14 protein-coding genes are annotated in these 13,059 nt (G+C 72.9%); 11 read left to right on the top strand and 3 right to left on the bottom strand.

The genetic code is table 11. The features are described 5' to 3' along the window. Nucleotides 1–139 precede the first annotated feature (139 nt). The 9 genes from ACSDR0_RS05450 to ACSDR0_RS05410 all read left to right on the top strand — a co-directional run bounded on the left by ACSDR0_RS05450 (nt 140) and on the right by ACSDR0_RS05410 (nt 7,452). Complete coding sequence (locus tag ACSDR0_RS05450) at nt 140–508, top strand: SchA/CurD-like domain-containing protein (RefSeq protein ID WP_435287623.1); 369 nt, start codon at nt 140–142, stop codon at nt 506–508. Beyond that, nucleotides 505–1,251 carry an SDR family oxidoreductase gene (locus ACSDR0_RS05445; protein WP_435287622.1) on the top strand — a complete coding sequence of 249 codons (747 nt, stop codon included), beginning with the start codon at nt 505–507 and terminating at the stop codon, nt 1,249–1,251. Before ACSDR0_RS05450 ends, ACSDR0_RS05445 begins: the two co-directional genes overlap by 4 nt. Beyond that, nucleotides 1,248–1,613, top strand: a complete 366-nt coding sequence (locus ACSDR0_RS05440; RefSeq protein ID WP_435287621.1) for an antibiotic biosynthesis monooxygenase family protein — start codon at nt 1,248–1,250, stop codon at nt 1,611–1,613. The genes ACSDR0_RS05445 and ACSDR0_RS05440 overlap by 4 nt, the downstream gene beginning before the upstream one ends. Continuing rightward, complete coding sequence (locus ACSDR0_RS05435) at nt 1,610–2,812, top strand: FAD-dependent oxidoreductase (RefSeq protein WP_435287620.1); 1,203 nt, start codon at nt 1,610–1,612, stop codon at nt 2,810–2,812. Before ACSDR0_RS05440 ends, ACSDR0_RS05435 begins: the two co-directional genes overlap by 4 nt. Then, nucleotides 2,809–3,675 carry an SAM-dependent methyltransferase gene (locus ACSDR0_RS05430; protein ID WP_435287619.1) on the top strand — a complete coding sequence of 289 codons (867 nt, stop codon included), beginning with the start codon at nt 2,809–2,811 and terminating at the stop codon, nt 3,673–3,675. Before ACSDR0_RS05435 ends, ACSDR0_RS05430 begins: the two co-directional genes overlap by 4 nt. Nucleotides 3,676–3,876: 201 nt before the next feature. Then, on the top strand, nt 3,877–4,122 hold the full coding sequence (locus tag ACSDR0_RS05425) for a phosphopantetheine-binding protein (protein WP_435287618.1): 246 nt from the start codon (nt 3,877–3,879) through the stop codon (nt 4,120–4,122). Between the two features lie 17 nt (nt 4,123–4,139). Then, entirely contained in the window at nt 4,140–4,976 is an 837-nt protein-coding gene (locus ACSDR0_RS05420; RefSeq protein ID WP_435287617.1) for a cupin domain-containing protein, read from the top strand. Further along, the gene (locus ACSDR0_RS05415) at nt 4,973–6,235 is read left to right on the top strand and encodes a beta-ketoacyl-[acyl-carrier-protein] synthase family protein (protein ID WP_435287616.1); all 1,263 of its coding nucleotides are present in this window, start codon (nt 4,973–4,975) and stop codon (nt 6,233–6,235) included. The genes ACSDR0_RS05420 and ACSDR0_RS05415 overlap by 4 nt, the downstream gene beginning before the upstream one ends. Further along, a complete protein-coding gene (locus ACSDR0_RS05410) occupies nt 6,232–7,452 on the top strand; it encodes a beta-ketoacyl synthase N-terminal-like domain-containing protein (RefSeq protein WP_435287615.1) in 1,221 nt (406 codons plus the stop codon). The genes ACSDR0_RS05415 and ACSDR0_RS05410 overlap by 4 nt, the downstream gene beginning before the upstream one ends. 293 nt (nt 7,453–7,745) lie before the next feature. Here the strand turns inward: ACSDR0_RS05410 and ACSDR0_RS05405 are convergent, their stop codons facing one another. Next, the gene (locus tag ACSDR0_RS05405; protein ID WP_435287614.1) at nt 7,746–9,929 is read right to left on the bottom strand and encodes an MMPL family transporter; all 2,184 of its coding nucleotides are present in this window, start codon (nt 9,927–9,929) and stop codon (nt 7,746–7,748) included. A gap of 120 nt (nt 9,930–10,049) precedes the next feature. Between ACSDR0_RS05405 and ACSDR0_RS05400 the strand changes: the two genes are divergently transcribed. Further along, the gene (locus ACSDR0_RS05400; RefSeq protein ID WP_435287613.1) at nt 10,050–10,736 is read left to right on the top strand and encodes a response regulator transcription factor; all 687 of its coding nucleotides are present in this window, start codon (nt 10,050–10,052) and stop codon (nt 10,734–10,736) included. Further along, nucleotides 10,736–11,911, top strand: a complete 1,176-nt coding sequence (locus ACSDR0_RS05395; RefSeq protein ID WP_435287612.1) for a sensor histidine kinase — start codon at nt 10,736–10,738, stop codon at nt 11,909–11,911. Before ACSDR0_RS05400 ends, ACSDR0_RS05395 begins: the two co-directional genes overlap by 1 nt. A 157-nt stretch (nt 11,912–12,068) precedes the next feature. On the opposite strand, the gene ACSDR0_RS05390 is transcribed toward ACSDR0_RS05395, so the two are convergent. Both ACSDR0_RS05390 and ACSDR0_RS05385 read right to left on the bottom strand, forming a co-directional pair. Continuing rightward, on the bottom strand, nt 12,069–12,380 hold the full coding sequence (locus ACSDR0_RS05390; protein ID WP_435287611.1) for an AzlD domain-containing protein: 312 nt from the start codon (nt 12,378–12,380) through the stop codon (nt 12,069–12,071). Beyond that, the gene (locus ACSDR0_RS05385; RefSeq protein WP_435287610.1) at nt 12,377–13,057 is read right to left on the bottom strand and encodes an AzlC family ABC transporter permease; all 681 of its coding nucleotides are present in this window, start codon (nt 13,055–13,057) and stop codon (nt 12,377–12,379) included. The genes ACSDR0_RS05390 and ACSDR0_RS05385 overlap by 4 nt, the downstream gene beginning before the upstream one ends. Between the last annotated feature and the right edge of the window lie 2 nt (nt 13,058–13,059).

The following is a 13,059-nucleotide window of genomic DNA, read 5'->3' as shown; positions in this document are numbered from 1 at the left end:
GGCTCCCACCCGTGGCGGAGACGACCCCACGGCGGGGGGAGCGGCGGGTTCGGTCGCGTGGTGGAAGACAGCCGGACCCCCCGCGAACAGTCTGGTTCCCAGAAGGCGGCGGACGGCCGCCCCCGGCCAAGGGAGCCCGATGCGACGCTACGCGATCACCTTCCAGATCAAACCCGGCACGGAGGCGGCGGTGCGGGAACTGCTGTCCGGCTACGCTCCCCCCGACGGGGAGACCCCCGACGGGACGCGTCTGCTCAGTACGTCGATCTTCATGCACGGCACCACGGTCGTCCGTTTCATCGAGATCGACGGCAACCTGCCGAGTGTGATGGCGCACCTGTCCAGGCAGCCGAGCATCCAGAAACTGGAACGCGAGCTGGACGCCTACCTCGCGGTCCCGCGCGACATGAGCGACCCCGGGGGCGTGCGGGCCTTCTTCATGTCGGCGCTGATGGACCACGTGACCACCCGCGTCGCGGAGTCGGTCCGGGCGGAGCGGGTCCGATGAGCGCCCCCGTCTTCCTGATCACCGGAGCCACCGGGCAGCTCGCCGGGTCCGTGATCGGGCTTATGGGCGGCCGGGGCGACCGGCTGCTGCTCACCGGCCGCGACAAGGACCGCCTCGACGGGCTGCGCCGGCGGCACGGCGTCGCCGGGCGGATCGAGACGCTGGCCACGGACGTCTCCGATCCCGAGGGCGCCCGCCTCGCCGCCGAGGAGGCCGTCAGGCGTTTCGGCCGCCTCGACGGGCTGGTCCACCTGGTCGGCGGCTTCCGGGCGGGACCGCTGTTCCTGATGGACATCGGGGCCTACGAGCAGATGCTGCGCGACAACTTCCTGTCGGCGGTGACCGCCACCCAGGCGGTCCTGCCGCACCTGTCCGAGGGCGCGCGGCTGGTCTACTTCAGCACCCCGCTCGCCGGCGAGCCGCTGCCCGCGCTGTCGGCCTACACCGCCGCGAAGGCGGCCCTGGTCGCCTGGGTCCGTTCCATCGCGCACGAGGTGAAGCGGAGCGGCATCCACGCCAACACGATCGTCATGACCATGGCGGACACACCGGACAAGCGCAGGGAACGTCCCGGGACGAACTTCGACCACACCGTCACCCCCGAGCTGGTCGCCAGGGTCGTGGGGTTCCTCACCTGCGAGGCCTCGGACGGCCTGTACGGCAGCTGCGTCCCGGTGCTGGGCCGGTTCGAGTTCACCTCCGAGCTCGGCGGACCCCCGCCCGGTGTGGGAGGCCCCCGATGAGGGCCAGGATCGTCTTCCTGATCAGGGTGCCTGCCGAGCGGCGGGAGGACTTCCTGGCGGCCTACGAGAAGATCCGCCACCTGGTGGCCGGAGGCGTCCCCGGGCACCTGAGGGACCAGGTCTGCCAGTCGGCCACCGACCCCGAGCAGTGGCTGATCACCAGCGAGTGGCGGGAACTGGCCGACTTCCTCGCCTGGGAGGCGGCCGAGGAGCACCGCGACCTCGTCGCTCCCATGCGCGAGTGCATGACCGAGGCCCGCTCCCTGCGCTTCCTGATCCGCGAGGAGACGGAGACGGCCGTACCACCCTCGGAGGAGACGGGAGCCGTCGTGGCCGCCGTCGTCGCGCGGGGGCCCTCGTGAAGGTGGCCGTCGTCGGGGGCGGCATCGGCGGGCTGACCGCGGCGCTGGCGCTGCGGGCCGCGGGAGCCGAGGTCACCGTGTACGAGCGCGCCCCCGAACCGAGTGCCGCGCGGGCGGGACACGGCCTGGTGCTCTGGCACAACGCCGTACTGGCGCTGCGCGCGCTCGGTCTGGAGCCCGGGGCCGAGAAGATCGGTCACGAGCTTCACCGGCACCTGTTCCAGGACGCGCGCGGCCGCAGGATCGCGGAGTGGTCGATGGCGCGTATGGCCGGGCACCTCGACGCCCCCGTCTACAGCGTCGGCCGGCCCGAGCTGCACGCCCTCCTCGCCGACCAGGTGGGGGACGACCTCGTGACCGGCTCCCGGTTCACCGGCTTCACCGCGACCGGGGACGGCGTCGTCGCCCGGTTCGGCGATGGCCGCGAGGAGCGGGCGGACCTGCTCGTCGGCGCGGACGGGCTCCGCTCGGCCGTGCGCGCCGCGCTGCTCCCCGGCGACCCGCCGCCCCGCTATGCCGGGTTCACCGCCTTCCAGGGGGTCATCCGGCTGCCGGGCTCCGGGGTGCCCGAGCACACCTTCCTCAGCACGTGGGGGCGGGGCCGGTGGTTCGTCTGCTACCGGCTCACCGGCGACCGCGTCTACTGGGACGGGGTGCTCGGCGACCGGATCGTCCCGCGGCTCGGCGAGAGCCCCCTCGGCCTGCTGGCCGCGGAGTTCGACGGCTGGCCCGACCCGATTCCCGGCCTGATCGCGGCCACCGGGGCGGACGACGTCACGCCGGTGCACATCTTCGACCGCCCTCCGCTGCGGCGCTGGAGCCACGGCCCGGTGACGCTGCTGGGGGACGCGGCCCATCCGATGACGTTCAACCTCGGCCAGGGGGCCGGGCAGGCGATCGAGGACGCGCTCGTGCTGGGCGAGGAGCTCGCCCGCGGCGACGTTCCGGCGGCCCTGGCCGCCTACGAGGCCCGGAGGGTGGGACGCACCACCCGGATGGTCCGGCGGTCGCGGGCCAACGGCGAGCTCACCCGCTGGCGGCACCCGATCGCCTGCGCGGCGCGTGACGCGTTCATGCGCCTGACGTTCGACCGGCTGGTGTATCGCCAGACGTACCGGCTCACCATGGCCGTCGATTTCACCGGAACCAGAGGTTCCGACGGCGCCGGAGCCTTCGCGGGAGACAGGAGCGAGGCGTGATCAGACCCAGAGGCGTGACCAGACCCACGGGGGAGCCCGGCCTGCCCACGGGCGTGAGCCGCACCGCGGTGGTGATCACCCAGGCCAGGGAGGCCGAGAGCGCGCGGCCCGACCGGCTCTTCGACGACCCGCTCGCGGGCCCGCTCGCCGACGCCGCCGGGCGGATCACCGGAATCAGCGAGGCGGGCCGTCGCGCCGCCGAGCACTTCGTCCTGCGTACCCGCTTTTTCGACGACCGGCTGCGCGAGGCCGCCGGGGCGGGCCTGCGGCAGGTGGTCCTGCTCGCCGCGGGCCTGGACACCCGCGCCTTCAGGCTGCGCTGGCCCGAGGGCACCCGCCTGTTCGAGGTCGACCTGCCGGACCTGATCTCCTTCAAGGAGAAGGCGCTGGCCGACCAGGGCGTGCGGCCCGCCTGCGATCGCGCGGTCGTCCCCGCCGACCTGCGCGAGGACTGGCCGTCGGCGCTGCTGTCCGCGGGCCTCGACCCGGACGCGCCGATCGCCTGGCTGATCGAGGGCGTGCTGATGTATCTCACGCCGGACGACGCGGGGCGCGTCCTCGGCCGCGTCTCCGAGCTGTCGCTCCCCGGGAGCAGGCTCGCCGTCGAGCACGTCAACAAGGCGTACGCCGAGCTGCCGCAGATGCGGCCCGCCATGGGCAGGCTCGCCTCCACCCGGGCCGCCTGGCGGTCGGCGGTGGAGGACCCGGTGGCCTGGCTGGCCGGGTACGGCTGGCGTGCCACCGTGACCCACCAGGCGGACCTGGCCCGGGAACTGGGCCGTCCCGTCCCCGCGATGGCGGACCCCAGGGCGATGGGCTCCGCCCGGATCTGGCTGGTCGACGCCCTGCGAGGCGATGGCTGACGCCCCGGCACACCAGGCCCGCGCCTCCCGAGACACCCGACCGGCGCTTCCCGAGACACGGACCGGCGCTTCCCAAGACACCCGATCGGCGCTTCCTGAGACACCCGACCCGCGCTTTCCGAGAGACGCCGACCGGCGCCTTCCGAGACACCCGATCCGCGCTTCCCGAGAGACACCCACTGACGACAGGAACCGATGACGATGCCATTCACCGAAGAGAACGTGCGCGAGCTGCTGCTCTCCGTGGGCCTGGACCCCGCGACCGGGGACGACGCCCTGGAGCTCAGTTTCGACGAGCTGGACCTCGACTCGCTGGCCAGGGTCGAGATCGCCACCCGCATCCAGGACCGGTTCGGCGTGGACGTGGAGGAACAGCTGACGGCGGAGGCCACGCCGTCCCTGATGAGGAAACTCGTGACCGAGCGGCTGGCCGCGACCGGCGTCTGAGGAGGCGAACGCACATCATGATCGGACACACCGACAACGCGATCGAGATCGACGCGCCCATCGGATTCGTCTGGGCTCAGACGAACGACGTCCGGGCCTGGCCGGAACTCTTCTCCGAGTACGCCAAGGTGGAGATCCTCACCGAGTCGGACGACTCGGTGACCTTCCGGCTCACCATGCACCCCGACGAGCAGGACCGCGTCTGGTCCTGGGTGTCGGAGCGCTCCTGGGACCGCGACACCTGGACGGTCCGCGCCCGCCGGGTCGAGACCGGGCCGTTCGAGTTCATGAACATCACCTGGGTTTACGAGGAGCTCGGCCCCGACCGTACCCGCATGCGCTGGGTGCAGGACTTCCACATGAGGCCCGAGGCGCCGGTCGACACCCAGGGGATGACCGACCGGATCAACGCCAACTCCGCGGTCCAGATGTCGCTGATCAAGGAGAAGGTGGAGAGGCGCCGCCGCCGCGTCGTGGGCTTCCACGACGTGCCGTCCAACACCAGGCGCGGCGGCGACCTGCGCACCCTGGTCTCCCCGGTGACCTGCGGTTCCTCGTCGGGATTCTGCGGGGCCGTGCGCCTGGCGCCGGGGGAGGGCGTCTCCGAGCACTACCACCCCTACTCGGAGGAGTACGTGTTCGTCGTGACCGGGACGCTCAGGGTGGACCTCGACGGCGAGCCGCTCACCGTCGGCGCCGAGCAGGCGCTGCTGATCCCCCGCCACGTCAGGCACCGCCTCACCAACGTCGGCGAGGACGACGTGCTCGTGGTCTTCCAGCTCAGCCCGCTCGCCCCGAGGCCCGAACTCGGGCACGTGGACACCGAGCCCTATCCCGAGAAGGTGGGAACGTGAGGCGGGTCGTCGTCACCGGCATCGGGGTGATCGCCCCGGGCGGGGTGGGCCGGGAGGAGTTCTGGAACCGGATCGTGGACGGCAAGCCGGCCGTCCGCCGGGTCACCGCCTTCGACCCGTCCCCGTTCCGCTCCCAGGTCGCGGCCGAGGTCGACTTCGACCCGGCCGGCCACGGGCTCACCCCGCGCGAGGTCCGGCGCATGGACCGCTTCGTCCAGCTGGCCGTCGCCTGCGCCGACGAGGCCGTGGCCGACTCCGGCCTCGACCTCGGCGCGGCCGACCCCGAGCGGGCCGGTGTCAGCCTCGGCTCGGCGGTCGGGGCCACCATCACCCTGGAGGAGGAGTACGTGGTCGCCAGCGACCGGGGTACGGACTGGGAGGTGGACCACCGCCACCTCAAGCCGTTCCTCTACCAGTCGCTGGTGCCCTCCAGCGCGGCGGCCGAGCTGGCGGTCCGGTTCGGCCTGAACGGCCCGGCCGCCGTCGTCTCGACCGGCTGCACCTCCGGCATCGACGCCATCGGCCGGGCGTACCGGCTCATCCAGGACGGCGAGGCGGACATGATGCTCGCCGGGGCGTCGGACGCGCCGATCTCCCCGATCACCGTGGCGTGCTTCGACGCCATCCGTGCCACCAGCCCGAGCAACGCCGAGCCCGAGACGGCCTCGCGGCCCTTCGACGCCGGGCGCAAAGGCTTCGTCCTGGGCGAGGGCGCGGCGGTGCTGGTGGTGGAGGAACTGGGGCACGCCCGGCGACGCGGCGCCCGCGTCTACTGCGAGGTCACCGGCTACGCCGCGCGGGCCAACGGCTTCCACATGACCGGGCTGCGGCCCGACGGGCTGGAACTCGGCAGGGCCATCGGCCACGCGCTCGACCAGGCCGCGCTCAATCCCGAGGACATCGGCTATATCAGCGCCCACGGGTCGGGGACCAAGCAGAACGACCGGCACGAGACGGCCGCCTACAAGCGGAGCCTCGGCGACCACGCCCGCAGGGTGCCGATCAGCTCGATCAAGTCGGTGATCGGCCACTCGCTCGGCGCGATCGGCGCGATCGAGATGGCCGCCTGCGCCCTGGTCCTGCAGCGGGGCGTGGTCCCGCCCACGGCCAACCTGACCACTCCCGACCCCGAGTGCGACCTGGACTACACGCCCCTGGTCGCGCGCGAGGTGACCGCCGGCCACGCCCTCTCCGCGGGCAGTGGCTTCGGCGGGTTCCAGTCCGCGATGATCTTCTCCGAACCGGGGGCGGTCCGATGAGCGACCGCAGAGCGGTGATCACCGGGCTCGGCGTGATCGCCCCGACGGGTGTCGGCGTGGCCGGGCACTGGGAGGGATCCCTGTCCGGACGAAGCCGGATCGGCCCGGTGACGTCGTTCGACGCCACCGGGTCGCCGATCGGTCTGGCGGGGGAGGTCACCGGCTTCGACGAGCGCGAGTTCGTCGACAGCAGGCTGCTGGTGCAGACCGACCGGTGGACCTGGTTCGCCGTCGCCGCCACCGAGCTCGCCCTGGCCGACGCCGCCCTCGATCCCGCCAGGGAGGACCCGTTCGACCTGTCGGTGGTGACCGCCGCCGCCTCGGGCGGGAACGCCTTCGGCCAGCGGGAGATCCAGGCGCTGTGGAGGGAGGGGCCCCGGTCGGTGAGCGCCTACCAGTCCATCGGCTGGTTCTACGCCGCGAGCAGCGGCCAGCTGTCCATCAGGCACCAGCTCAAGGGCGCCTGCGGGGTGCTGGTGGCGGACGCGGCCGGGGCGATTGATGCGCTGGCCGAGGCGGCACGGCTGATCCGCGCAGGGACCGAGGTCGTCGTGACCGGGGGCACCGAGGCGCCGCTGTCGCCGTACGCGCTGGCCTGCCAGGCCGGTGAGCCGGCGGTGAGCCGCGCGACCGACCCCGCCCGCGCCTACCGGCCCTTCGCCCCCGACGCGGGCGGCCACGTTCCCGGCGAGGGGGGCGTGATCCTCATCGTGGAGGACCGGCACAGCGCCCTCGGCAGGGGCACCCCGACGGTGTACGCCGAGATCGCCGGGACCGCCTCCACCCACGACGCCCACCACGTGAGCGACCCGGCCCCCGACCACCGCCAGTACGCCAGGGCCATGCGCGAGGCGATCGCCCGCGCCGGGCTCGGGCCGGACGACGTCGGTGTGGTCTTCGCCGACGGGGCGGGAGACGTGGTCAGGGACTCCCTCGAGGTGGCGGCGCTGCGGGAGGTGTTCGGGGACCGCCGCGTGCCGGTGACGGTGCCCAAGACGATGACCGGCCGCCTGTGCTCCGGCGGCGCGGCCCTCGACCTCGCCTGGGCGGCCCTGACCCTGACCGAAGGGATGATCCCGCCGACCGTCGGCACCGTCGCCCCCGAGGGCATGGACCTGGTCACCGAGCCCAGGAGGGTGAAGGGGCTCTCGTCCGCGCTGGTCGTGGCCCGAGGCTCCGGCGGCTTCAACTCCGCGGCGGTCCTGACCGCCGTCTGACGGTCCGGGGGAAGCCGTCCGACGGCCCGGAAGAAGGAAACACGTGAACGGCCACCGCCTCCCCGGGGCGGTGGCCGTTCCTCGTTCTTCGCGCCGGTGGCCGGGGAGGGGAGAGGGGTGAATGGCCATCGCCGTTCGCGGGCGGTGGCCGTTCCGCTGTCGGGTGGTCGTTCTTCGCGCCGGTGTCGTCCCGCCGGTGGCCGGGGAGGGGATGGGGGTGAACGGCCATCGCCGTTCGCGGGCGATGGCCGTTACGTTGTCCGGTGGACTCCAGGCCGGTGGCCTGGCGGGGCCTAGACCGGCTCCGGGACGCGGACGGGCTCGGGGTTCTCCCTCCGCAGGGGTGAGGGCTCCACCCGCAGGAGCCGCGCGGCCCAGGCGGGCAGCCACCAGTTCCAACGGCCCATCATCGCGACCACGGCCGGGACCAGGACGCCGCGGACGAGAGTGGCGTCCAGGAAGATGCCCAGGGCCAGGCCGCTGGCGAACACCTTCACGTCCAGCTCGGGGGTCATGGCCAGCGCCGCGAAGGAGATGAACAGGATCAGCGCCGCCGAGGTGACCAGACGCCCGGTGCGCCCCACGCCCTCGACCACCGCGTGCTCCGTGCTGCCCGACCTGTCGTACTCCTCTCGCATCCTGGCCAGGATGAACACCTCGTAGTCCATGCTCAGGCCGTACAGGAAGGCGAAGATGGTGAGCGGCACGAACTCGCCGATCGAGCCGGTCGGCTGGATGCCCAGCAGCTCCCTGGTCCCCCAGCCGAACTGCCACAGCAGCACCATCGCGCCGATCACCGCGCCCAGCGAGAGCAGGTTGAGGACGATCGCCTTCAGCGGCAGCAGCAGCGAGCGGAACGCCCGCGCCAGCATGACGAACGTGACCAGCGCGATCAGGCCGAGCATCCAGGGGAACGCCCCGTAGGCGCGCTCCTGGAAGTCCATGCTCTGCGCCGCGTTGCCGCCGACGCGCGCGGTGGCCGGCGCCGCCTCGCGCACCCGGGTGATGGTCGCCTCGCCGGCCTCGGTGCCGTTCTCCGAGATCGGAAGCACCGTGATGACGGCGGTGCCCTCGCGGCGCCAGGACGGGTCGTCGGGGGCGAGCACCGTGAATACTCCCTTCACGCCCTTCAGCCGCTCGGCGGCCTGGCCGGGGTCGCCGGTCACCAGGACGTCGAACGGGGTGATCGAGCCCTCGGGGACGCCCGCCTGGCGCAGCGCGGACAGCCCCTCGTGGCCGGGGCCGGTGGTCAGCAGGTTTCCGCTCTCCGGCAGGCCGAGGTTGACGTTCAGGGCGGTCACCGTCAGCGCCACCAGCAGCCCGCCGGTGAGCAGGGTGGCGAGCAGGCGCATCCTCACCACGCCGCGGGCCCACGCCGACCAGGCCCGCCCGGCCCGCGCCTCGCGCCGGAAGGGAGCCTCGTCGCGGCCCTCGCGGGCGCGCCTGCGGTCGAGCCGCCGTCCGGTCAGGGCGAGCAGCACCGGCAGCACGGTCAGCGTCGTGGCCACGCTCACCGCCGCGATGATCATCCCGGCGATGCCGAGGCTGCGCAGGAACGGCACCGGCAGCACCACCATGGTCACCAGGCCGACCGCGACCGCCACGCCGCTGAACAGCACCGCCCGCCCGGCGCCCGCCATGGCCCGGTGCACGGCCTCGTCGCCGCGGTGCCCGCCCGCCTGCTCCTCTCGCCAGCGGGCCACCAGCAGCAGCGAGTAGTCGACCGCGATGCCCAGGCCCAGCAGGGGCATCGTGGTGAGGGCCACGTCGTGCACGGTCATCACCAGCGTCAGCAGCAGGATCACGACGAACGACAGGAAGATGGACAGGACCGAGATGAGGAGCGGCACGAACGCCAGCGCCGAGCGGAACACCAGCAGCAGGACGGCCACCGCGGCGATCACGCCGATACCGATCTTGGCGGGCACGTCCACGCCGCCCGCGTCCACGCTCGGCGCGAGGGTGTCCAGGCCCGTCACGTGGACGGTCGTGCCCGGGGGCAGCGCCGGGGTCATCGCCTCGGTGATGATCGGGCTCTCGTCGGGTGTCTCCCCGAGGCCGCCGCCCGGCGGGCTGCCGTCGGAGTAGGTGCCGGGGAAGACGAGGCCGAACGTGGTCCGGCCGTCGGTGCCGATCAGCCGGGGGTCGCCGGTGCTCGCGTAGGAGACCACGCGGGCCTTGGGAAGTTTGGCGGAGACGGCGGCGAAGGCGCGACCGAGGATCTCCTTGCTCTCCTGGGCGCGCATTCCCTCGGGAAGCACGACAACTGGGACGAATGGCCGCTGATAGCCACCATTTCCGTAGATTTTGACGATTTCCTGATTGGCATCGAAAGCGGGCATTCCAGGATGTGAGTATTCCTCGGAGAGCCGTTGGATCGCGATCGGCGTCGCGCCCATGCCCACCAGGAACCCCAGCACGGCCAGCAGGGCGACCAGGCCCTTGCGCCGCAGTACGAAAACCGAGATTCTCTCCATGGCTACAGTGCAACAAAACGATCTTCGATCGTTGTGTGCCCGTCCTTAGAGCGGCATGTGAATCGCTCTTCACAGAGTTTTCTATGGTCTTTTTAAGATCTTCCGGGTGAGACTTGTCGGGTGAGCCGAATACTGGTCGTAGATGACGAGCCCTATCTCGCCGACCTTGTCGCGACCGCGCTTCGCTACGAGGGGTTCGAGACGGCGATCGCCGGGACGGGGGCCGCGGCGGTGTCGCTGGCCGAGACCTTCGGCCCCGACCTGATCGTCCTGGACGTGATGCTGCCCGACGTGCTCGGCACGGAGGTCTGCCACCGGATCAGGTCGACGGGTTCGGAGGTGCCCGTGGTCTTCCTCACCGCCCTCGACGCCACCGAAGACAAGATCGGCGGGCTGACCGTGGGAGGTGACGACTACGTCACCAAGCCGTTCAGCCTGGAGGAGCTCATCGCCAGGATCCGCGCCGTGCTGCGCCGCACCCGGCGGACCGGCGCCGAGGACGGCAGGGTGACCTTCGCCGACCTGGTCATCGAGGAGGACGCCCACGAGGTGTGGCGCAACGGCCGGCGCGTCGACCTCACCCCGACGGAGTTCAAGCTGCTGCGCTTCCTGGCGGCCAACGCGGGCAAGGTCGTCTCCAAACGGCAGATCCTCGACTACGTGTGGGAGTACGACTTCGGCGGCAACGACGGCGTCGTGCAGACCTACATCAGTTACCTGCGCCGCAAGGTCGACGCGTCACACCCGCCGCTCATCCACACCGTGCCCAGGGTGGGATACGTCCTGCGCCTGCCGAGGGAAGACTGATGTCGTTGCGCACCCGCCTCGTGCTGACCGTCGTGGGCCTGGTCGCCCTGGCGCTCGGGACGGCGGCGGGGGCGACGTTCGGCGCGCTGCAGGACTGGCGCGGCCACGGCAGCGCCCGGCTGCTCGCCCTGACCACCCCCGAGGCCCTCGTGGCCGCCTCCGACGAGCTGACCGAACGCGTCGCCCTGGTCATGATCGGCTCCTCGGCGTTCGCGCTCGTCTGCCTGACCCTGCTCGCCACCCACCTGATCCGCCGGGGGCTGCGCCCGCTGGACCGCATCGTCGAGACCGCGGCGGCCATCGGCGAGGGCAACCTGGAGCGCCGCATCGAGGCCGCGCCCGCCACCGGGGAGGTGGGACGGCTCGGCCACGCCCTCAACCAGATGCTCGCCCAGATCGAGGAGGCGTTCCGCGAGCGGGAGGCGTCGGAAGACCGGCTGCGCCGCTTCGTCGCCGACGCCTCCCACGAGCTGCGCACCCCGATCGCCTCCATCCGCGGCTACGCCGAGCTGTTCCGGCGCGGCGCGGACACCCGGCCGGAGGACCTGGCCAAGGCCATGCGCAGGATCGAGGCCGAGGCCACCCGGATGGGCTCCCTGGTCGACGAGATGCTGCTGCTGGCCCGCCTCGACCAGGGCCGTCCGCTGGAGCGCGCCCCGGTGGAGCTGACCGCGCTCGCCGCCGACGCGGTGGCCGACACCCTCGCCATCGAGCCGCTCAGGCCGCTGTCGCTGGAGTGCGAGGGTCCCGTCGAGGTGCCGGGCGACGCCGCCAGGATCCGCCAGATCGTCGGAAACCTGCTGGCCAACGTGCTCAGCCACACCCCCGAGGGGACCGCGGCGGTCGTCAGGATCCGGGTGGACGACGAGCACGCCGTGGTCGAGGTGGCCGACGAGGGGCCCGGCCTCACCGAGGAACAGGGCGCCCTGGTCTTCGAGCGCTTCCACCGGGCCGGTCACCCTCGCGACGGCGCCCGCCATGGGGGCGCGGGCCTCGGGCTGTCCATCGTCGCCGCCGTCGCCACCGCGCACGGCGGCGACGCCACGGTGAGCTCCCGCCCCGGGGCCGGCGCCACCTTCCGCGTACGGTTCCCGCGCGCCACCGGTGGCCACGGCCCGGCCCCGGACGCGGCGCGAGGCGACGACCCCGGCCAGGCCCGGAGCGCGGGGCACTGACACCCCCGGCTCGGCGCGCGGCGGTGACGCCCTCGGCCCGGGACGCGGCGGCCCCACCAGGGACGCGGCGGCCTCGGCTCGGGGCCGGTGACCTTGCACCAGGGTGTGGCGGCCTCGGCTCAGGACGCGGTGACCTCGCGTCAGGGGCGTGGCGGACTCAGCTCAGGACGTGGCGCAGCGCGGCGGTGACGACGGCCGCCGCCGCGAGGACCACCAGGAACGGGGCGCGCAGCAGCAGTGCCACGACGGCGGCGCCCATTCCCGCGGTGCGCGGCCAGTCGAGGTGCAGCGCCTGCCCCTCGCCGAAGGTCTGCACCGCGATCAGCGCCGCCAGCAGGGCCACCGGGACGAGCGTCGCGAAGCGCTGCACCCCCGGATGGTCGAGGACGCGGCGCGGTGCCGACAGCCCGGCGAGCTTCAGCGCGTAACAGGCGGCGCAGGTGGCGACAATGGCCCACCAGATGGTCACTTGGGACTCCTCAGGATCACCGCGAGCACGGCCACGGACGCGAGCAGCACGGGCACGCCCGGTGGGGTGAACGGGGTCGCGGCCAGCGCGACCGCCGCGCCGCAGCCCGCGATCAGGCGCAGCGCGCGGGCCTCGGAACCGCTCCCGGTGAGCCGAGGCCACAGGATGGCCAGGAACGCCGCGGGGCCGACCGCGTCCAGGCCGAACACCGCGGGGTCGGTCACCCGGGAGGCGCCCAGCGCGCCGACCAGGGTGGTGGCGTTCCAGGTCAGATAGAGGCTGGCGAAGGTGACCAGGAACGCGGTCCTGGCCGATTCCTCGTCCGGCTGGGCCAGGGCGACCGCCGTCGTCTCGTCGATCACCCCGTGGGCCGTCAGCGGCCTGCGCCATCCCCGGATGTCGAGCATTCCGGCCATGCGGAGGCCGTACAGGCTGTTGCGGGCGCCCAGCAGCATCGCGCCGGCCGTGCCCGCGACCAGGCTGCCGCCGCCGGCGATGACGCCGACCAGGGCGAACTGCGAGGCGCCGGTGAAGGCGAACAGGCTCAGCACGCACGCCTGCGCGACGCTGAGCCCCGCGGTGACCGCCGCGGCGCCGAAGGCCACCCCCGACAGCCCGACGGCGATCCCCACGCCCAGTCCGTCCCTGACCGCGGAGGAACGAGTGGTTGCTTCCATGG

The organism is Streptosporangium sp. G11, from assembly GCF_051192615.1.
GTDB lineage: Bacteria > Actinomycetota > Actinomycetes > Streptosporangiales > Streptosporangiaceae > Streptosporangium.
This window is presented reverse-complemented; position numbering and strand designations above follow the sequence as displayed.

What these genes read in the sequence shown, in the direction of transcription:
- ACSDR0_RS05440 (WP_435287621.1), top strand. Translation starts at nt 1,248, where the DNA reads ATGAGGGCCAGGATCGTCTTCCTGATCAGGGTGCCTGCCGAGCGGCGG.
- ACSDR0_RS05405 (WP_435287614.1), bottom strand. Translation starts at nt 9,929, where the DNA reads ATGGAGAGAATCTCGGTTTTCGTACTGCGGCGCAAGGGCCTGGTCGCC.
- ACSDR0_RS05450 (WP_435287623.1), top strand. Translation starts at nt 140, where the DNA reads ATGCGACGCTACGCGATCACCTTCCAGATCAAACCCGGCACGGAGGCG.
- ACSDR0_RS05395 (WP_435287612.1), top strand. Translation starts at nt 10,736, where the DNA reads ATGTCGTTGCGCACCCGCCTCGTGCTGACCGTCGTGGGCCTGGTCGCC.
- ACSDR0_RS05425 (WP_435287618.1), top strand. Translation starts at nt 3,877, where the DNA reads ATGCCATTCACCGAAGAGAACGTGCGCGAGCTGCTGCTCTCCGTGGGC.
- ACSDR0_RS05445 (WP_435287622.1), top strand. Translation starts at nt 505, where the DNA reads ATGAGCGCCCCCGTCTTCCTGATCACCGGAGCCACCGGGCAGCTCGCC.
- ACSDR0_RS05385 (WP_435287610.1), bottom strand. Translation starts at nt 13,057, where the DNA reads ATGGAAGCAACCACTCGTTCCTCCGCGGTCAGGGACGGACTGGGCGTG.
- ACSDR0_RS05410 (WP_435287615.1), top strand. Translation starts at nt 6,232, where the DNA reads ATGAGCGACCGCAGAGCGGTGATCACCGGGCTCGGCGTGATCGCCCCG.
- ACSDR0_RS05420 (WP_435287617.1), top strand. Translation starts at nt 4,140, where the DNA reads ATGATCGGACACACCGACAACGCGATCGAGATCGACGCGCCCATCGGA.